Source organism: Rhodospirillum rubrum ATCC 11170 (assembly GCF_000013085.1).
Taxonomy (GTDB): Bacteria; Pseudomonadota; Alphaproteobacteria; order Rhodospirillales; family Rhodospirillaceae; genus Rhodospirillum; species Rhodospirillum rubrum.
Map to the genome: position 1 here is coordinate 889,653 of NC_007643.1, position 20,348 is coordinate 910,000.

A 20,348-nucleotide genomic window follows, 5' to 3' on the forward strand; every position below is an offset into this window, starting at 1 on the left:
GGCTTTGGCGTTTTTTGTCCGCTTTTCGGCGCGGGGCGGCCTTTCTCCCAGGACGCGCGCGGCTAAAATGGGCGGACACCCCCAAAAGACGGAGCCCGCGCCATGTCCGCTTCCGATACCGCCCTGCTGGTGATCGACGCCCAGGAGTCCTTTCGCCACCGCCCCACTTGGCACGAGGGCGACGTCGCGCCCTTCGTTGATCGGCTTCAGGCGCTGATCGATGGGGCGCGACGCCGGGACATTCCCGTCGTTCAGATTTTCCATATCGACGACGAGGGGCCCTTCAGCCAAGCCTCGGGCCATGTGGTGACCCTGGCGCCGCTGACCCTCGCCCCCGACGCGGTCTTTCGCAAGCGCCGCCACAGCGCCTTGATCGGCAGCGGGCTTGACGTCTGGCTGATCAGCAAGGGCGTTCGTCGGATCATCGTCGCCGGCATTCGCACCGAGCAGTGCTGCGAGACGACGACCCGTCACGCCTCGGACCTTGGCTATGACGTTGATTTCGTCAGCGAGGCGACCTTGACCTTCGCCATGACCGATGCCCAGGGCCGGGTATGGAGCGCCGAGGAGATCAAGGCCCGCACCGAGCTGGTTCTGGCCGACCGCTTCGCCCGCATCGCCACCGTCGAGGCGGCTTTGGCCGGTCCCCTGGTCCCCGCCGCCCGATGACGGCCGCCGCCGCCGGACCCGAGGAGGTCGCCGTCTATGTCGTGCTGCCGCCGCGCGTGCTGCTGCTCGATGTCGCCGGGCCGATCGAGGTGTTGCGCAAGGCCAACCTTGAGCAGGACCGGCTACGCTTCGTGGTGCATTACGTCGGTCCGGCGGCGACGGTCTCGAGTTCCATCGGCTTGGAGGTGGCCGGGGTGGCGCCCTTGCCCGATACCCTGCCCGAGGGCGCCCTGGTGGTGATCGCCGGAAGCGCCGCGGTGACGCTGGGGGCGGTCCCCGCCAACCAAGCCGACGACGCCGCCAAGGACGCGGCCATCGTTGATTGGTTGGCCCAAAGGGTGCGTCCGGGGATCGGCCTGATATCGATCTGTTCGGGCGCCTTGCTGGCGGCGCGGGCTGGTTTGCTTGATGGCGTCGCCTGCACCACCCATCACGCCTGCTGCGCCGAGCTGGCCCGGCTGGCGCCCAAGGCCCGGGTCGTGGAAAACCGCCTGTATGTCGAGGATGGCGAGCGGCTGTCGAGCGCCGGCGTCACCGCCGGCATCGATCTGATGCTTCATCTGGTGGCCCGGCGCATCGGCCCAGCCTGCGCCCTGGCGGTGGCGCGCTATCTGGTGCTCTATCTGCGTCGCGGGCCGGGCGATCCCCAGCTTTCACCCTGGCTGGAAGGCCGCAATCACCTGCACCGGGCCATCCACCGCGCCCAGGACGCCGTGGCCGCCGATCCGGCCCGGCCATGGAGCCTGGGCGATCTGGCCGAGGTCGCCGCCATCAGCCCGCGCTCGTTGTCGCGGCTGTTCAACGACCAGGTCGGAATGAGCGTGACCGATTATGTCAACCGCCTGCGCATCGCCCTTGCCCACGACATCCTGACGGCGACCCGGCTTGATATGGAAGCCGTGGCCGAACGCGCGGGCTTTTCCTCGACCCGCCAGTTCCGCCGCGCCTGGAGCCGCCTGCACGCCCTGCCGCCAAGCCGAACCCGCCCCGTTGGTAAAGTGGAGCAGGGGTGAGGGGAAAATTCTCCCGATTGGAAGATCTTCTTTCCATAGTCCGGTTCTTGGCAAGGGAAGGGGGAGAAAGGGGGGCCATAAGACAAATCAAAGACTCATAAAGAGAACGGCGGAGGAGGGGGCAGAGGAGTCTGGACTCGCTTTGGCGGCTGAGATCCCTATCGCCAAGGGGTAATTCATTTTGGGGAGGGAATGACAAAGGGGTTAATCCTTATCGAGGGAAAGGGAAAGGCAATTCCCTTTCAAGGGGAATTGCGCTAGCGTTCTCCTTGTAAGGGTGTTTTGGCGTGAATGACGGTCGGAGTGGGGTTCTGAACAAGGGGGGACTCGGATGCGAACGAGGCGCCTGGGAAAGACCGCGCTGCGCGCGTCGCAGGTTGGTCTGGGCACATGGCCGCTGGCGGGCAATGCCGGCTTGGCGGGCTATGGCGCCGTTGATCCCGAGCGGGCCGAAGCCACCGTTCGCGCCGCCCTGGCGGCGGGCATCACGCTTTTCGATACAGCGGGCATCTATGGCGATGGGTTCGCCGAAAGTCTGTTGGGGCGGCTGCTTCCCGGCGGCGAGGGGGGGGCGGTCGTGTGCACCAAGGGGGGCTTCTCGCATTTCGCCCAGGGCAGGGCGCCCGACCGCCGCGCTTTCAAGGCCGAGGTGGCGGCGAGTCGTGATCGCCTGCGCCGCGAGGTGATCGACATCTATCTGTTGCATAACCCGCCGCCCGTCCTGATCGGCCTGCCCGACGTTTACCGCCCGCTGCAAGACCTGCGCGATCATGGGTGGATCGGCCATATCGGCGTTTCCGTCGCCCGCGCCATCGATGGCTGGCTGGCCCTCGACCGCCCCGAGGTCGAAGTGGTGCAACTACCCTTTAACCTGCTTAATACCCAGGCCGATCAAGGGCTTCTAAGCCGGGCCGCCGATCTGGGCAAGGCGGTTCTGGCCCGTGAGGTTCTGGCGAACGGCTGGTTGTCGGGACGCTATGGCCCCGCATCGACCTTCGCCGCCGGGGACTTCCGCCAGCATCTGCCGGCCGAGGTCAAGGCGGCCATCGCCGGCGATCGCGCCGCCCTTGAGCCCTATCGCCGCCCGGGCGAAAGCTGGGTGGATTTTTCGCTGCGCTTCGTTCTCGACCGTCCAGAAATTTCCAGCGCCATCGTCGGGGCGAGACATCCCCAGCAGATCGAGGCGCTTTCAAAAGCCGGTACCCTGTCCCCCTCGCCTTCGTGGCACCCGGCGGACTGAAGGGCAGGCTGTTTGCATCCCTGATCTTTGGCAATGGAGGACACCATGGCGGACCCAAGAAATCCTACTGGCCCCTTCGCTTCAAGCCCACGCGGCCCCTTCGCCGTCAGCCCGCGCGGTCCTTTCGCGGTCAGCCCGCGTGGCCCCTTCGCGGTCAGTCCGCGCGGTCCTTTCGCGGTGAGTCCGCGTGGCCCCTTCGCGGTCAGTCCGCGCGGTCCCTTTGCGGTGAGCCCGCGCGGTCCCTTCGCTGTGAGCCCGCGTGGCCCCTTCGCCGTGAGTCCGCGCGGTCCCTTCGCGGTGAGTCCACGTGGTCCCTTTGCGGTCAGTCCTCGTGGTCCCTTCGCGGTGAGCCCGGGGCAGGAGGCTTCATCCGCCCTGCGCAATGAGGCGGCCCAAAGTCCGCGCGGTCCCTTCGCGGTGAGCCCGCGCGGCCCCTTCGCCGTCAGCCCGCGCGGTCCTTTCGCGGTGAGTCCGCGTGGCCCCTTCGCCGTCAGCCCACGCGGTCCTTTCGCGGTGAGCCCGCGTGGCCCCTTCGCCGTCAGCCCGCGCGGTCCTTTCGCCGTCAGCCCACGTGGCCCCTTCGCCGTCAGTCCGCGTGGCCCGTTCGCGGTCAGTCCGGGGCAGGAGGCTTCGTCCGCCCTGCGCAATGAGGCGGCCCAAAGTCCGCGTGGCCCCTTTGCGGTGAGCCCGCGTGGCCCCTTTGCGGTGAGCCCGCGTGGCCCCTTCGCCGTCAGCCCGCGTGGCCCCTTCGCCGTCAGCCCGCGTGGTCCTTTCGCCGTCAGCCCGCGTGGCCCCTTCGCCGTCAGCCCGCGCGGTCCCTTCGCGGTGAGCCCGCGTGGTCCCTTCGCGGTGAGCCCGCGCGGTCCCTTCGCCGTGAGCCCGCGCGGTCCCTTCGCCGTGAGCCCGCGTGGTCCTTTCGCGGTGAGCCCACGCGGTCCCTTCGCCGTGAGTCCGCGCGGCCCTTTCGCGGTTAGCCCCACTGGTTCGGCGCCGGCCGAACAGGCGGGGCCCGCCGATCCGTTCCAGGGGCTTCCCGAGCCGGTGCGCCGCGCGGCGCTGCGCGAGGTTCTGAACGCCCGGCCCCAGCGCGCCACCGACATTTTCTATGAAGACTCCGACCTTGTTTACGCCATGCGCAACGGCATCCAGTACGTCTTGTCCTCGCCGGTCAGTCAGGTCTGGCGCCGGTTGGGCGACGACACCCTGGAAGCGATTTTGGACGCGGTGGCCGAAGAACTGAACCTGGAAGATGCCAGCGCTCTGCATGGCGAGGTTGTGCGCGCCCTGCTTGCCGCCGAAGCCGCCGGGCTTCTGGTGCTCTATCCCAAGGAGCCCGAAGAGCTCTGATCGGTCCTTGACCGAGAAACGCGAACGGGGAGGTGATCCGTGGGCTGGCAGGGACTAAGCGGCATTGTTCCTCTTGGCGGGCAAGCGGTGTGCTTGGCCTTGCCGCCCACGCCTTTCGCGCCGGGGCCGACCCGGCTTGTCGCCACCCTGGCGCTTGCCGATACCGCCTTGCCGATCGCCACCTGGGACTTTCTTCTGGCAGCCACTTCCGGCGGCCAGACCCCCGGTGGCCAGATCCTCGTCTCGCCGGCATCCTTCGATCAGGCCTTTCTTATCCTTGATCACCCCGAATCGCCGCCCTTGGGTCGGGTTTATCATCTGGCGGTGCCGCCGCCCGCCACCAAAGGGTTTGATCTGGTCTTGCGCCGCTCGGGCGGCGGGGGCGAGAGCTTTGCCCATTACCGCTTGCACTGGCCCGACGAGGCGTCGCGGATCCGTGATCTGGAACGCTGGCGGCGTCAGGCGGTGCCGCCGGTTGATTGGTTCTATGTGGAACTGACCTCGCACTGCAATCTCGCCTGTCCGTTTTGTCCCAGCCGAACGCTCAAGCGCCCCCGCGCTTTTCTCAGCGAGGACCATGCGCGGCTGATCTTTTCGAAAATCGCCGATTATGGCCGGCGGCGCGATGCCACCTGGGGCTATACCCAGACCGAGCGCATGGTGTTTTTGCATGTCATGGGAGAACCGTTGCTCCATCCGCGCTTTACCGAGATCGTCAGCGCGGCGCGGGCCGTGGGGCTGGTGCCCGGGCTGTTCACCAACGCCACCCTGCTCAACGCCAAGGCCCGCGACAAGATCTTCGCCAGCGGGCTGAGCCATATCACCATCAGCCTGAACGTCACCGATCAGGCGGGCTACGCTGAATTGGGGGCGCGCGGGCTGATCGACGAGCAGGAACGCCGCGTGCTTGATCTGTTGGCCGAGCGCAAGCGTCGCGGCGCCCACCGCCTGCATGTCGATATTCAATATATCGTCGCCGCGCCGCGTGCCGAGGGGGGAAGCTCCGGCGGGCCGGTGGCCGGGCGGGGTTTGGTCGACTCACGCCACAAGGCCTGGGCCAGCTATCGCACATGGTTGCTGCGCCTGCGCCATCTCGATCCCCAAGGGCCGGTCGGCGCCCCGCCCGCCATCGATCCCCGGCCATCGATCGCCTTTGAAACCCTGCTCCATCCTTTGGCCGATGATACCGGCGATCCCAGCTTGCGCTTGCCGCTGGACGGGGGCGTCGATCTGGTGATGAAGACCGGGTGCTCCTTTGGCAATGCGGTGATCCCGCCCGGCCACAGGGTGGTTCCCGCCAGCCAGGGCCGCTGTCCGTTCAGCAGCCCCTGGCGGCAGATGGCGGTCTTCGTCGATGGCCGCGTGTCGTTTTGCAACATGGATTACGAAAACTCGGTCGATCTCGGCTCGCTGCTCGACTCGTCGGTCGACGAGATCTGGGACGGCGCCCGTTTGCGGCGGATCCGCGAGGAGATGGCCGCCGACCGCCTGAGCGAGCCGCTCTGTCAACGCTGCCTTGGAACCCTGGCGCCCATGGCCGGTCCGGCTTAGGGCGCTTCCCTTCCTCGTCATTGCTTAAGGACGCACAGATGGTCGACATTCTTTTCGTCAGTCCGCCCACGCCGTCCCCGGAAGAACATGCCGGATATAACCTCAACGCCCCGCCGCTCGGCATCGGCTATCTGGCGGCCATCCTGCGCGAGAACGGCTTCGAGGTTGACGCCATCGATCTGGCCTTTTCCGATAAGCCGGTCGCCGATCTGCGCCAAAAGCTGCGCGAAAGCGATCCCCGGGTGGTTGGCTTCTACACCACCACCGTCACCTATTACGGCACCGAGCGGCTGCTGGCGGCCGTGCGCAAGGACCATCCCGAGGCCATAACCTGGGTTGGCGGACCGCATGTGTCCTATGAATACGAAACCGCGTTGGCCTCCTCGGGCTTCGACGTGGTGTTCCTGTTCGAAGCCGAGCATTCGGTGCTGGAAGCGGCCAAGGTTCAGTTGCGCGGCAAGGGCAGGCTTGACGACGTCGCCGGCATCGCCTTTCGCCGTGACGGCCGCACCATCAAGACCACGCCGCGCGCCCGCGAGAAAAGCCTCGATATCTTTCCCTATCCGGCCCGCGACCTGTTCCCGATCAAGAAATACACCCGCCCGGGATCGATCATGAGCAGCCGGGGCTGCCCGGTGAAATGCATCTTCTGCATCGCCAGCACCTTTGAAGACGCCTATCGCTATCGCAGCCCCGAAAACGTCGTTGGCGAAATGAAGCTGATGTACGAGCAATGGGGGATCAACGACTTCTATTTCGTCGATAACGTTTTTACGACCTATCGCGCCCGCGCCCGGGAAATCTGTCGGCTGATCCGCGAGGCTGATCTGCCCATCGGCTGGTACTGCGTTTCGCGGGTTGATTACGCCGAGCCCGAGCTGATGCAGGATCTGGCCTCGGCCGGCTGTTATCGCATCGAACTGGGCGTGGAATCGGGGGACCCGAGCGTTATCGGCGGCATGAAGAAGCATATCTCGCTGGCCCATGTGTACCGCGCCGCCGATGTGATCTTGAACCTGGGCATGCAGCCGATGTTCACCTTCCAGGTCGGCCATCCCCATGACACGCTGGACTCGATCGAAGCGACCCTGCGGCTGGCCGAGGAGATCCGCGAGATGGGGGCGGGGGCCTATCTGTCGGTGACCACCCCCTATCCCGGGGCGCCGATGATGATCGAGCGCGAGAAATACGGCATCGTTCTGGAAACCACCAATTGGGAGGATTTCCGCTGGAGCAATCCGACCTATCGCACCGCCACCCTCAGCCGCAACGATATCCGCAAGGCGATCTATCGCGGCGCCGTCGGCATGGCCCGCACCCTGGCCGAGGGCAAGTTCCAAGATCCCCCCTCGGCGCCGTGGCTGCGCTTCGGACCCAATGGCAATGGCATGAGACTGCCGCCGCCGCCAAAATCCAGGTCCGACGACGACACGGCGCTGTTTAGCGTTCCCGATCGCAAAAGGACCTTGCCGGTGCTGCAGGTGGCGCGATGATCCTTTCCCCTGCGCCCTCCGATCCCCTTTTGCCACCGCTTCAGCTGTTTTTGGAACTGACGACGCGCTGCAATCTGCGCTGCCGTCACTGCTATATCCGGGCCGGCGAAGGCGAGGCCCGCGACCTGCCGGCAAGCGATGTCCAGGGATTGCTTGGCGAGTTTCAGGCGATGGGCGGCGAATTCGTGTCGTTCAGCGGTGGCGAGCCGACGCTCTATGGCGAGTGGCGGCCGGTGATGCGCTATGCCCGCTATCTTGGCCTGGAAGCGATGCTGGTGACCAACGGCGTCGCCTTGAGCGAGGGCGACATCGGCTTTCTTGACGAGATCGGCGCCAGCATCGCCGTCAGCCTGGATGGCGCCAGCGCCGCCGTTCACGACGCCATCCGTGGGCGCGGCAGTTTTGAGCGCACCGGCCGGACGCTTGAGCGCCTCGGCGCCGCCGGCCTTGGCGGGCGGGTGACGCTGTGCTTTACGCCCTCGGCGGCCAATTGCGCCGATCTGCCCGGCGTCGTCCGGCTGGCCGCCGATCTTGGTCTCGGCACCGTTTATGTCTCGCTGCTTGAACAACGTGGGCGGGCTGGCGATGTCATCGATCAACTGTCGCTGGGGCCGGCCGAACGCCGCGCCCTGATCTTCGCCATGGCGTCGTTGCAGGAGCGCTACCCCGAGATCGCCCTGGAATGCCTGAACTTGCGCTATTTCACCGAACGCCTGCGCGGGTATGCCATCAGCGGCGATAGCCTGGACCGCACGCTGCGGGTCACCGCCGAGGGTGCCCTGGTGCTGACCGCCTATCTGGACGACGCCCCCTTTCAGCTTGGTCCCTATGCGCCCGGGACGCTTGATCGGCTGTGGTGGGGCGACAAGGTGCGCGCGGCCTTTGCGGCGGCCGACCAAAGGGCCCAAACCGTGGCCGAGTGCCAGGAGTGTATCGCTTGGCCGTGGTGCCAGGGCGGCAGCGCCGCCTTCGCCTGGACCGCCCACGGCCGTTTTGACGCGGTGGACGGCTTTTGCGCGGCCAAGCGCGATGTTCTGCGGGAAATGGCGGGGGGCTGGTGATGAGCACGACGGCAACAACCATTCGTATAACCGAACGCGCCGCCCGCAAGGTCGATGAATTCCATCTGCGCGGCGACCTCGACCCGACGCTGGCCATCCGCCTTGACGTGGTCGGCGGCGCCGCCTCGGGCATCGCCTATGACCTGTACTTCGATCAGGTCGACGGCGACGATCAGGTCTTTGAAAGCCAGGGCCTGCGCATCGCCATCCGCCCCCGGCATGCCCCCTGGCTGTTGGGCAGCACCGTGGATTGGGTTGAAAGCGACAACGGCGCCGGCTTCCAAGTCCTCAACCCCAACGTCCCCCCGCAATAGGCGCCAGGGGGCCATGAGACCGGCGCTGGGGTCTATGCCCTTAGCCGCGATCATCCACCCACTGCCTTCCGAGGACAGCGTTTCCCTCCCCGCCGCCGTGAAGGCGCAACATAGGGCTTGAATCCCTCCCGCTCCGCCAAACACCGCCGATTGCCACACAAAATCCCGATATATATATTTATTATCAATTAGATAGAGTATACCCTTTCGAGGGAATGGTTCTCGCACGCTCAACCAAGCGGGATAGTCTCACCGGCACTGACAGAAATTTGGCCGGTGCCAAACGGATCATTGGTTGGTAACCGCTCCTGCTAGTGAGATGATGCTCGCCAAGTGCGCACTTCGCCATTAACCTACATTGATGAACACTGGCGGTAATTGATTTTGACGGAAGTATTGGATGTGAGCGCTGCCCCGGGAGAAGCATTGCTACGAGATTCGTTGGCTCGTGGGGTGCCGCTCGTCGCTTTGTTGGGGCAACATGCTGGATGGTCTGCTGGACTCGATCCAGTCTTGTCGCTTGCACTCAAGAAACTAACAAAAGAGCCCAGCAAAGGTTGGAAGGCTTTACTGTCCCGGGAGCAGCATCCGGAGCATTTCGATTCGTGGCTTGAAGAGCGTTTCGCGCGCCGGGCACCGTCCTCCGATCAGATCGCTATTGCAGACATGCTCGTGAGTGCTGTTTTCACGTCGTCGATCGATCCCGGTTGGTCCAACCTGATAGCGGCAGGAGGACGTGAACCCGAAACAATCTTGATCGGCGACCCTTTGCCTCCAATCGTGCGGAGCAAGCGGCGACCACCAATATTCTATCTGTTCGGACGAGCTGGAGCGGGGCCACTGGAGACGCGCCCTCCGAGTACGCGTCAGTTATTGGTCCAGCGTCGGCTTCGTCATTCGGCGAACATGCTTCGAAACGTTCTTGAAGTGACTACGCCGGTCGGGCTGATCGTTATTGAGGGATATGATCCCGCGCACGACTGGCTGAAGGCGGAGGAACTGCTTGCGGTTCTCAGTGCTGCCCCGGTTGGTGGAGTGCTATGGTGCGGTGGCGATCCCGAATTCGCGGAAGATGACCAGGAAACATTCGACCAGCTCGTCAGGAACGGGATTATCATCCGTGACGATCGCTCCCTCGCACAGATAGCTACGGAGCTTCGAGCTAGCTCTGAAGAGATGGCTACTCCAAACTGGGACGATCCCGACCTCGTAACGTTACCGAACGGAAAACAACTGGTTACCTCGCCACGTTTGCGTCTCACGACTCAAGCGTCAGCGCTCATCCTGGACGACTCGATCACGGGCTTTCTGCCACCTCTCCAATCGGCACTTGCACAGAACGCTTTCGAGAATTTTCATAGTATTCCAAGCGGGTTGCGCGCCCGCTTGGAAGGAGTACGTCGGGGTTTCACTATTGAACGTGATTTCGAGCGACACCTCCAAGCCCGGTTAAAGAAAGCACTCGAGCGACATCATCGAGAAGCTGGCGCTATAATACTTCATGGGCAGTCTGGGACAGGAAAGTCCATAGCCTTGGCCCGCGCGGCATTGCAGGTGCGGACAGATAGCCTCACCGCTGTCCTATTCGCTACCGACCGCCAGCCTAACCCTGCTGACGTGTTAGCGTTCCTGACGCAAGTGGATCACCTTGGTGCGACCACGCTGATCGTGGTCGATGTTCCTTTGCCGCCAACACGTTTCGACGAGTTGTTGAAGGAATTCCGGAGTAAAGGGCGCCGTGTAGTCATTCTCGGCGTCTCATATCGTATTGAAGAACAGATTACTCGCGGCAACGACCGCTATATTGAGGCTCCCAGACGATTGACGCAGGGAGAGCAGGAAAAGCTCGCGGCGTTGGCTGTTGAATATAACGTACCTAGTAAACTGTCTATCGACGAACCGTATGCGCTTGCTCGTTTTTACTGGCAACTTCCTGGTAGTCGTCGCCTTTTGGCGCATGGTTTGGGCAAAGAAGCCCGATCTTCGCAGACGTCGATTGCCAAGCAGGGAGGGAATACTCAGATCGCTCGGGCCGTCACTGCCTTGGGTATGGCCCTTATGCAGGCTGGGTACAAGGGTGAGACCTCAATCATCGAAGATGTGTCATCTCAGGACGTCGAGGGCGCTTCGTCCGCCGCTAAGGTCATCGACTACATCATGGCGGCAGCGAGACTGTATAAATCCGTACCAGTGAATCTAGTTTTGCGGGCGATTCTCAAGGATCGAGTATCGGAAGGTACTGCGTTTGGCATTGATCTAGTTCACGGCGTCTTCAGAGATCAGGATTTGTTCCGTTGGCACTATGGAGATGAGAGCGGCGAGGAACTGCTCGTAGGTGCCCGGCTTCAGCTTGAGGCGGAGTTGATCTGCAACTTACGCCTCGGCGGTCCAGTAGAGGAGGCATCGAGGCTGATCGAGTTGATTTCCCAGTCTTATCGGGCAGGCTCTGAGGACAACGAAGAAACGAAGTTTGTAACCGATATCGTGTACGCTCTTGGTCCTGATGGCCCGTTTGGGGAGCGATACAAGGACAGCTACGTCGATATCGCTCGAGCCCTGACAACTCTCCGAGAAAAGAACGGCGTTATGAGCGCGCGGTTGATGCTTCAGGAAGCAACTCTGCGTCGCCACTACATCCGCACACATGAACTCGAAGTGGCTGATAAGGAGCGGATTTTAGATGAGGCTAGCAGGTCGGTGGATTATGCACTGAGGCTGATTGGGCAGTCCGGGGCACAACGGCTATATGCGTCTCGCAGGACACAGGAGAATTTGTGGGTCGAGCGGGCGGCAACCTACGGCTATCTCGCAACCGATGCAGCACAACGCAACGCGAGCGCTGAAGAAGTTTGGTCAAGCTATCGCGCTGCGCGCGAAGCGGCGGAGATGGCTGTTGGACGTGTCGACACGTATTTTCCTTTAGATATCGCGCTTTGGATGCCGTTGAGGGTGTTGAAAAACGGCAAGCAACTCGGCGAACTTGAACGCCGGGAGATCGAAGCGGATGTTCAGGCAACTCTCGACATAGTTGATTCCGCAGCGCTAGATCCTGATCAGCAAGAGCGTTTCCAAAGGCAGCGCTTTAATCTTGGCGGTGTGCTGGAAGACAAACCTCTGAGCGACGAAGCTTTTGGGGAACTGGAGCGATTGGGTTCCACTGCGGGCTACTATTTGCGGGCACGCGAGATGGCGCCAGCCAAACCGGAAGCAGGCGACAGGGCAGATAAGTCCCATATTGCGGCTGCCGAGAAGGCACGTAACTATCTCTGGTTGTATTTTGAGAAGGTGCATTCAGACGCGCGCTGTCTCTGCCTTTATCTGAATTGCGAATGGACAGTCGCGACCGGCCGGTGGCTGTTCCGAGGCACAAGACAGCCACTTCCGACCAGTGACGAGACGCTCCATCGCCTTCACATTGTGGTTACCGATCTTCTCGCGTTAGGCGAAGCGCATACGCAGCCTCGCTACAGGTATCTCGAATGTGTACTCCGCTGGCTCACGGGTAGTGAGGGTGAAGCTATCGCGGCTTGGAGGCGCCTCGCTTCGGATACCGACTACGTAGAGGGTGACCGGGTTCTGAACAGGCACACTGTATATTCAGAGCAGGGGGAACTGCGTCTTTTTTCGGGAATCGTTAAACGTCAGATAGGCAGTGGCAGATGGTCCGTATACGTGCCGAGCCTCAGGCGGCATGTCGATCTTGTCGAAAGTCGCAGGCAGGCGGGTACGATTGCCATCGGCCAAGTGATGAACGGCTTTTCTATATCCTTCAACTACATTGGCCCGATCATAGATTACGGCGCTGAGGGCGCCTGATGTCATTCGAAGCTTTGATTCAGTCAGCGGATAGATTGAAGGCTACACTCCACGCATCGACTGGAAGGCATCTCCTAGCCGATGTAAGCTTGGATGCGCCGGGCGATAGTCAAGGCGAGGCGGCGTTCATCAGGTCAGTCTTATGGTGCTACGTCTTGTGGTTTGAGGCATTCCAGCCAGCGGGCCGTTACCTGATGAATATCGTCCGTAACTCTTCACCCGAGGATCAGAAGGCGGCTTCGCGAGCCTTTCAGGACGTCCAGAATCTTCGTACCTTCCATACTCACAATCTTCTACCGTCGAGCAAGAGTGATCAGCACAAGCTTAACCAAGCGAAGGCGTGGCTAGCTCAGAACGGTGGCACCGAGAGCGACTGGGACCGATGCACTTTAAAATTGTGTTCGGGGCTGACGGCCGCGCTCGACATTCTTCATGTCCACTGGAACCGCGTAACCGCCTCTCCAGAAGATGCTTTCACGGCGATCCAAATGCTAATCGACGCGTTAGAGCGAGAATGGGAGCCACACCTGTTCGACCATACGATAGAGGAAGCCGCAATGTCGCTCGGATTATCCGGCTTTGACGTAGTGAAGTACAGAGGAACTCGGCTTGAGGACTGGCGTGGTATAACCGGACTCTTCTTGGATAGAAAAAGCGCTGAAAATGCCGTTCGCCGTGTCATTTATCAGGAAATGGCGATTAAATTTGGCCCGGCTCAAAATTAATGTGTCCCGAAGCGAGGCCAGAATGGCATGAGGTCGACTAGGTGCAGAAATTGATGGCAATTAACCCGTTTTTTCAAGATTTGCGATGTTTCGTTTTATTTTAGAGGATTAACCTCTCATTCCAGAGACAATTGGGAGGGCTATAGAGTAAGTGTCGTGCCCATCGCTATCCCGCATGGCCCGCCAGTTTGTTTCAATCCATGCTCCCGTGAGGGCGAAACTTGGTGAGGAGGCGCAGGCTTGGGGGCGCGCGTTTGGCCGCTCAGTTTACCGCGGCCAAGCGCGCGTGCATCTCGGCCTTGCGGGCGGGGGAGGCGAAGGAGGCGTCGATGGCGTTGGCGGTCAGGGTGCGCAGGTGGTGGGTTTCCAGGGCCAGGGCCTCGGCGACGGCGGCCATGTTCTCAAGCATATAGCCGCCGAAATACGACGGATCGTCGGAATTGATCGTGGCCTTCAGCCCGCGCTCGAGCATGGCCTTGAGCGGATGGGCGCCGAGATCATCGACGACGCGGAGCTTGAGGTTGCTCAAGGGGCAAACCGTCAGGGCCATGCCCTCGGCGATCAGACGCTCGATCAGCGCCTCGTCCTCCAGCGCCCGGTTGCCGTGGTCCAGGCGGTCGATGGCCAGCAGGTCCAGGGCCTCGCGCACGTAATCGGGCGGGCCTTCCTCGCCGGCATGGGCGACCAGCCGCAGGCCCTCGGCCCGCGCCCGGGCGAAGACCCGGGCGAATTTGGCCGGCGGATGGCCGACTTCCGAGCTATCAAGGCCGACGCCGATGAACTGATCGCGGTGGGGCAAGGCTTCTTCAAGGGTGGCGAAGGCCTCCTCCTCGCTCAGATGGCGTAGGAACGACAAGATCAGTTCCGAACTCACCCCCAATTCGGCCTCGGCGCGCTTGCGGGCGCTGGTCAGCCCGGCGATCACCGCCTCCAGGGCGACGCCGCGCGCCGTATGGCCCTGGGGATCGAAGAAAATCTCGGCATGCAGAACATTCTGGGCGGCGGCGCGCTGGAAATAGGCCATCGCCAGATCCTCGAAATCCCGCTCGGTCCGCAGCACCGCCATACCCTGGTAATACAGATCAAGGAAATCCTGCAGGTTCTGGAAATCATAGGCCGCGCGCACCGCCTCGACCGAGGCGTAGGGCAGGCGGAGGCCGTTGCGTTCGGCCAGGGCGACCATCATCTCGGGTTCCAGGCTGCCTTCGATATGCAGGTGAAGCTCCACCTTGGGCAGGGCGTGGAGGAAAGCGGGATCGACGGCCATCGGGGATGCTCCGGGAGAGGGGGAGGGGCATAAATAGGGCGGGATCCCGGCCCCGGCAACCCTTGCCGCCCCGGAGCCGCCCCGGGATCGTCCCCGTCTCAGCTTTGGGCGAAAACGAACACGCCCTTGGAGCGCAGGCCGAGGGCCACGCCATCGCCGATCGCCCAGCTCCCGTCGCCGTCCTGGTGGACCAGCACGGGCTCGGCCATGCCGTCGATGGCGATCCGCAGTTCCGTAAGCCGGCCCAAGGCGCGGTGGGCGGTGACGCGCCCGCGGGCCGCCGCCGCCGTTTCGGCGGGGTGAAGGAGGACCGCCTCGGGGCGCACCATCACCAGGGCGGCGGTGCCGGCGTCCAGCCCGGCGGGGGCGGGCACACTGCCCAATGGTGTCTCGATGCGGCCATCCGCGCCGGTCCGCGCGGTGATCTCGGTCACATCCCCCAGGAAACGGGCGGCGAAGGGCGTCGCCGGCTGGTGATAGAGCAGAGGCGGCGCGGCGCATTGAACGATGCGGCCGTCCTCCATCAGGGCGATGCGATCGGCCATCGCCAGGGCCTCTTCGGGATCGTGGGTCACCATCAGGGCGGCGACGTCCCGGGCGCGCAGAACCCGGGCCGTCTCCTCGCGGATCCGCCGGCGCAGTCGCGAATCGAGCCCGGAGAACGGTTCGTCAAGCAGCATCAACAGCGGTTCGGGAGCCAGGGCCCGGGCCAGGGCGACGCGCTGTTGCTGTCCCCCCGACAGGGTATGGGGATAAGCCTCGGCATAATCGGCCATGCCGACCATCGCCAGACAGGCCCCGGCCCGCTGCCGGCGCGCCGGTCGGGGCAGGGCGCGCAGCCCGAACGCCACATTGCCCAGCACCGTCAGATGGGGAAACAGCGCGAAGTCCTGGAACAGAAAGCCAATGCGGCGCTCCTCGGGCGGAACGCTCCGTCCCTGACCACTGACCGGGCGTCCGCCCAGGGCGATCGTTCCCGACCACGGGTCCTCCAGCCCGGCGGCCAGCCGCAAGGTGGTGCTTTTGCCGCAGCCCGAGGGGCCGAGCAGGCAGACGATCTCGCCCGCCGCGACCTCAAGGTCGAGGGCGCGGATCACGGCGCGCTGGCCATAGCCATGGCTGAGCCCGCGACAGGCTAGGGCGGGCGGTAGGGCGGAGGCGGCATGGATCATTGAGACGGCGTCTCCCCAGGGGTGCCCCGCCAGCTTCGGGCCTGGGCGATGGCCCGGCTGAGCACGATCACCGGGATCAAGCCGGTGACGACGATGGCCAAGGCCCCCGGCGCCGCCCGCTCGATCTGTTCGCTGGAAGCGAACTGAAAGACATGGGTCGCCAAGGTCTCGACGTTGAAGGGCCGCAGCAGCAGCGAGGCGGGAAGCTCTTTCATCGAATCGACGAAAACCAGCAAGGCGGCGGTCAGCAGGCTGCCTTTTATCAGCGGCAGATGGACCCGGGCGAGCACCTGGGCCGGGCGGCATCCCAGACTGCGCGCCGCGCTATCCAGGCTGGGGCGCACGCGCGCCAGTCCGCTTTCGGCCGCCCCGAAGCTGAGCGCCAGGAAGCGCACCACATAGGCGAACACCAGGGCGAACAGACTGCCGCTGAGCAGTAGGCCGGTGGAGAGCCCGAAATGGGCGCGCATCCAGCCATCAAGGGCGTTATCGAAGGCGCCGAAGGGCACCAGGAGGCCGATCGCCAGCACCGTGCCCGGCAGGGCATAGCCCAGGCCGGAAAGCCGGCCGAGCCAGCGGGTCAACGGGCTGGGATCAAGCCGGCCGGCATAGGCGAGGAACAGGCCCAAAGCCAGGGCGATCGCCGCCGCCAGGGTCGACAGCGTCAGGCTGGCCCGGGCATAGCCAAGAAGCGGGCCGTCAATCGCCTCGGGCAGGCGGACCAGGGTATTGCGCAGCAGAACCGCCGCCGGAACGCCAAAGCCCAGAACCACCGGCAGGGCGCAGGCGATCAGGGCCGCACCGCCCGCCAGACCGTTGAGTGGCCGCCCCTCGATCGGCCGGCTTCGGCCGCCGGCCCCGTGATAGGCGCGCTTGGCCCGGGCCAGCCGCTCGGCGATGATCAGGGCGACGACGAAGGTCAGCAGCACGCAGGCGATCTGGGCGGCGCCCTGGCGGTTGCCCATGATCAGCCAGACATTGTAAAGCCCACTGGTCAGGGTATGGACATTAAACAGCTTCACGGTTCCGTAATCGTTAAGCGCTTCCATCAGCGCCAGGGCGACACCGACCACCAGCGACGGCCGGGCCAGCGGCAGGGCGACCCGGAAAAAAGCGGCCAGCGGCGTGCAGCCCAGGGTGCGGCTGACCTCCAGCGTACACAGCGACTGTTCGAGAAAGGCGGCGCGGGCCAGCAGATAAACGTAAGGGTAAAGCACCAAGCTCATCAAAAGAATGGCGCCGCCCAGGCTGCGGACCTCGGGAAACCAATAATCCCTGGGCGAAGACCAGCCGGCGAGGGCGCGCAAGGTCGCCTGAACCGGCCCGGCATAATCGAGCAGCTCGGTATAGGTGAACCCTAAAATGAAGGCCGGTACCGCCAGCGGCAGCAGCAGGGCCCATTCAAACAGCCGCCGGCCGGGAAAGCGATAAAGGGTGACCAGCCAGGCGCAGCCGGTGCCGATCACCAGGGTGCCGAGGCCAACCCCCAGCAGCAACAGCGCCGTATTGATCAGATAACCGGGCAGGACGGTGCTGGCGAGATGACCCCAGATCGCCTCGCCCTCGGGGGTCAACGCCAGCACGAGCACCGACAGCGGCGCGACAGCGACGATCGACGCGATAAGGGCGCTGCCCAAGGTCCAGGGCGAGGCGACGGAGCGCAGGCGGATCATCGGTCGGTCCGGGGGAGAGCACAGATCCCCCCTAAAAAAGAGGCGCGACGCAGACTCTTGGGGAAAGATGCGCGACGCAATCTCTTCAAAAAAGATGCGCGACGCATCTGGGGCCCTGATCCAGATGCGTCGCGCTTGGTCGAAGGCCCCGGGGGGACATGGGGGACCTTCAGCACCTCTGAAGCGGGCCAGACAAGGCCGGCGCTTCCCGTGGCGGCGGGCTCCTTGTTCAGGATCCCGGGCCCTCGTTGAAATCAACCTCATTGACCAGCTTCAGCGCCTCGCCGGCCCGGCTCGCCACCTCGGTCAGGGCGATCGGATCGGCGGTGAACGTGCCCCACGAGGCGACCAGCGGGCTGCGCGCCACATCGGGCTTGACCGGGAATTCGCTGTTGGCCTCGGCATAGAGCCGCTGGGCCTCGTCACCCGACAGGAATTCCATCAGCTTCAAGGCGTTGTCGCGGTTGGGCGCGCTGGCGGTCATCGCCATGCCGCTCACGTTCACATGGGTGCCGTGGCCCGACAGATCGGGGAACAGCATGGTGGCGCTTTCGGCCCAGGCCTTCTGGTCGGGATCGGCCAGCATGGCCCCCAGGTAATAGGTGTTCACCAGGGCCAAATCACACAGCCCCTCCTTGATCGCCTTGACCTGACTGCGGTCCGACCCGCCCGGCTTTTGCGCCAGATTGGCTTTCACGCCTTCCAGCCAAGCCTTGGTCTTGTCCACCCCGTCATGGGCGATCATCGCCGAGATCAGGCCGATGTTGTAAACATGATCGCCCGGCCGGCTGCAGACCCGGCCTTTCCAGCGCGGATCGGCCAGATCGGCGTAAGAGGTCACCGCCCCAGCCGGAACCCGATCCTTGGCGGCGAAAATCGCCCGGGCCCGGGTGGTCAGGCCAAACCAGCGACCTTGGGGATCGCGGGTTGCGGCGGGAATATTGGCCTCGATCACCGGCGAGGATACGGGCCGCACCACCTTGGCCGTGACCAGCTCGTTCAACCGGCTGATATCGACGGTCAACACCACATCGGCGGGGCTGTTCGCTCCCTCGGCCTTCAGACGCTCGACCAGCCCCTGATCGGTGAACACCACATTCGTCCGCACACCGGTCTCGGCGGTGAAGCGGTCAAGCATCGGCTGGATCAGGAACGGCTGGCGATAGGAATAGATGTTCACCTCGCCCTCGGCCATGGCCGGTCCGGCAAGGCTCGTCGACCCGGCAAGCAGCGAGATCAGCACGGGAAACAAACGGGGGCGGGCGAAAGACATCGGCTATTCCTTCGATTCGGTCGGTCGGACCCGGCGGGCCGCGTCGAAAGGGTTGCTATTGAGAATGAAACGCAGATGCAGTTCTAACGGGCTTTCGACCCCGGCGCAACCGCGAAATCATCGCCTTTGAAAAAAGCCGCCTTTTCCGGCCGCGGACAAAGAAACCCCCCGGTCGGAGGGCTCCGGCCGGGGGGGGCAAGGCGGGGTGGCGGGCGAGGGCGGCGAGCGCGAAACCCGCCCCCCGTCCGCCGTTTCACGGTCTTGATCGTCAGGCAAATCCCCGGCGCGCTCCGCTTGGGCGCGCGCGGGGATCGGCTCTAATTGGCGCTGGCCAGCTTGGTCCCCGACGGAGTCGCCTGGAAGGCCATATCGACCCGGGCCCGCTCTTTCTGGAAGGCGGCCAGTTCCTTGCCGCGCAGGCTTTTGCCCGAGGGGAAGCGCACGCCCATCGGATTGACCTGGGCGTTCTGGCGCAGGATTTCATAATGCAGATGGGGGCCGGTCGAGCGGCCGGTGGTGCCGACATAGCCGATCACCTGACCCTGGCGGACCTTCTTGCCCGCCGTGATCCCGGCGGCGAAGCCCTTCATATGGGCATAGGCGGTCTTGTAATCCTCGGTATGGCGGAGCCGCACGTAATTGCCGTAGCTGCTGAAGGGTCCGGCCTTCTCGACCACGCCGTCGCCCGCCGCATAGATCGGGGTGCCGGGCGGGGCGGCGAAGTCGACACCCTTATGCATCTTCGAAAAGCCGAGAACCGGATGGCGGCGCAGGCCAAAGCCCGAAGACAGGCGGGCGCCGTTGATCGGCGTGCGCAACAGGGCCTTGCGGATGCCCTCGCCCTTGCCGTTGTAGTAATCGACGAAGCCCTCGGTATCTTCGAAGCGGTAGAGCGGCATGACGGTGCCCGACAGCGTCATCGAGGCGAACAGCACATTGCCCGCCCGCACCAGACGGCCGTCATCGGTGTAATACTGCTCGTAGAACATCGAGAAGCGATCGCCTTTTTGCAGATCGCGCTGGAAGTCGACGTCATAGGAATAGATGCGGATCAGCTCGGACAGGGCGGTCTGCTCGATACCGGCCTTGATGCCGGCCTCAAACAGGCTGCTCGAGATTTCACCGTCATAGCGCGCCACCTTGCGGACCAGCTTGGCTTCCTGCTTGGTCGAGGCGAAGCCGTTCTCGGCGGTGCGGGTGAGGGTGATGGTGGTGCCGATGGTCGGCTCGAAGCTCAGACCGCGAAACAGCGGCGCCCCCTCATCGCGCGGCTCGAACGACAGGGTCAATTCATGGCCGGGGCGGATCTCGCGCGGATCGAAGCTTGCGCGCAGGGCCTCAATGGCGTCATGGGCTTCGGTCAGGGGCACGTCCTGCTCGCTCAGCAGCTCCATCAAGGTATCGCCGCGCGACACGGTGATGGTCAGATCGACCGCCGAGGAGTCGCCCGCGCCCGCTTTCCCCGCCGGCAAGGCGGCCAGGGCGGCGGCCAGATCCTCATCCAGCCCGGGGGCGGGCGGCACCATGATGTCGAGCTCGGCCAGGAACTCGGCGCCGACGGTGGCGGTCAGGCTGTCGCCCGATCCCTGCCAGTCGAGAGCGGTGGCATCGAGCGAGCGCCGGGGATAGCTGCTGTCGTGGGATGACAGACCGCGGAAGGGGTGGTTGGCCCCGGTCATCGCCAGGGCGGGGAGGGCGGGTTCGGGAACGCGGTCGGCCAGCGACGGCGCGAAA

Annotated in this window: 15 protein-coding genes (1 of these 15 only partly in view); 10 read left to right on the forward strand and 5 right to left on the reverse strand. The window is 64.1% G+C overall.

Annotated features, from left to right (window positions below):
• Window positions 1-102: 102 nt before the first annotated feature.
• The 10 genes from RRU_RS03940 (at window position 103) to RRU_RS03985 (ending at window position 13,229) form a co-directional block, all read left to right on the forward strand.
• The gene (locus RRU_RS03940) at window positions 103-669 is read left to right on the forward strand and encodes a cysteine hydrolase family protein (RefSeq protein ID WP_011388515.1); all 567 of its coding nucleotides are present in this window, start codon (window positions 103-105) and stop codon (window positions 667-669) included.
• Window positions 666-1,682, forward strand: a complete 1,017-nt coding sequence (locus tag RRU_RS03945; RefSeq protein ID WP_011388516.1) for a GlxA family transcriptional regulator — start codon at window positions 666-668, stop codon at window positions 1,680-1,682. Before RRU_RS03940 ends, RRU_RS03945 begins: the two co-directional genes overlap by 4 nt.
• A gap of 331 nt (window positions 1,683-2,013) precedes the next feature.
• Entirely contained in the window at window positions 2,014-2,922 is a 909-nt protein-coding gene (locus RRU_RS03950; RefSeq protein WP_011388517.1) for an aldo/keto reductase, read from the forward strand.
• Window positions 2,923-3,627: 705 nt separating this feature from the next.
• Entirely contained in the window at window positions 3,628-4,269 is a 642-nt protein-coding gene (locus tag RRU_RS19890) for a hypothetical protein (protein WP_193384998.1), read from the forward strand.
• Between the two features lie 99 nt (window positions 4,270-4,368).
• Complete coding sequence (locus RRU_RS03960; protein ID WP_242519980.1) at window positions 4,369-5,820, forward strand: radical SAM/SPASM domain-containing protein; 1,452 nt, start codon at window positions 4,369-4,371, stop codon at window positions 5,818-5,820.
• 38 nt (window positions 5,821-5,858) lie between these two features.
• Window positions 5,859-7,313: a B12-binding domain-containing radical SAM protein gene (locus tag RRU_RS03965; protein ID WP_011388520.1), complete on the forward strand. Its 1,455-nt coding sequence runs from the start codon at window positions 5,859-5,861 to the stop codon at window positions 7,311-7,313.
• Window positions 7,310-8,374 carry a radical SAM protein gene (locus tag RRU_RS03970; protein WP_011388521.1) on the forward strand — a complete coding sequence of 355 codons (1,065 nt, stop codon included), beginning with the start codon at window positions 7,310-7,312 and terminating at the stop codon, window positions 8,372-8,374. Before RRU_RS03965 ends, RRU_RS03970 begins: the two co-directional genes overlap by 4 nt.
• Window positions 8,374-8,688, forward strand: a complete 315-nt coding sequence (locus RRU_RS03975) for a HesB/IscA family protein (protein ID WP_011388522.1) — start codon at window positions 8,374-8,376, stop codon at window positions 8,686-8,688. Before RRU_RS03970 ends, RRU_RS03975 begins: the two co-directional genes overlap by 1 nt.
• A 378-nt stretch (window positions 8,689-9,066) precedes the next feature.
• On the forward strand, window positions 9,067-12,504 hold the full coding sequence (locus RRU_RS03980; RefSeq protein WP_011388523.1) for a hypothetical protein: 3,438 nt from the start codon (window positions 9,067-9,069) through the stop codon (window positions 12,502-12,504).
• Window positions 12,504-13,229: a hypothetical protein gene (locus RRU_RS03985; protein WP_014626018.1), complete on the forward strand. Its 726-nt coding sequence runs from the start codon at window positions 12,504-12,506 to the stop codon at window positions 13,227-13,229. Before RRU_RS03980 ends, RRU_RS03985 begins: the two co-directional genes overlap by 1 nt.
• Before the next feature lie 262 nt (window positions 13,230-13,491).
• On the opposite strand, the gene RRU_RS03990 is transcribed toward RRU_RS03985, so the two are convergent.
• The 5 genes from RRU_RS03990 to RRU_RS04010 all read right to left on the reverse strand — a co-directional run.
• Complete coding sequence (locus RRU_RS03990; protein ID WP_011388524.1) at window positions 13,492-14,496, reverse strand: adenosine deaminase; 1,005 nt, start codon at window positions 14,494-14,496, stop codon at window positions 13,492-13,494.
• A 98-nt stretch (window positions 14,497-14,594) separates the two neighbouring features.
• Window positions 14,595-15,668, reverse strand: coding sequence for an ABC transporter ATP-binding protein (locus RRU_RS03995; RefSeq protein WP_011388525.1), 1,074 nt, complete (start codon window positions 15,666-15,668; stop codon window positions 14,595-14,597).
• Window positions 15,665-17,341 (reverse strand): ABC transporter permease, encoded by a 1,677-nt coding sequence (locus RRU_RS04000; protein ID WP_011388526.1) that lies wholly within the window; start codon window positions 17,339-17,341, stop codon window positions 15,665-15,667. Before RRU_RS04000 ends, RRU_RS03995 begins: the two co-directional genes overlap by 4 nt.
• A 229-nt stretch (window positions 17,342-17,570) precedes the next feature.
• Complete coding sequence (locus tag RRU_RS04005) at window positions 17,571-18,614, reverse strand: Fe(3+) ABC transporter substrate-binding protein (protein WP_011388527.1); 1,044 nt, start codon at window positions 18,612-18,614, stop codon at window positions 17,571-17,573.
• Between the two features lie 317 nt (window positions 18,615-18,931).
• On the reverse strand, window positions 18,932-20,348 hold the 3' portion of the coding sequence (locus RRU_RS04010; RefSeq protein ID WP_011388528.1) for a M23 family metallopeptidase. The gene runs 185 nt beyond the window's last position; only the last 1,417 of its 1,602 coding nucleotides appear in the window; its start codon lies beyond the right edge, outside the window; its stop codon occupies window positions 18,932-18,934.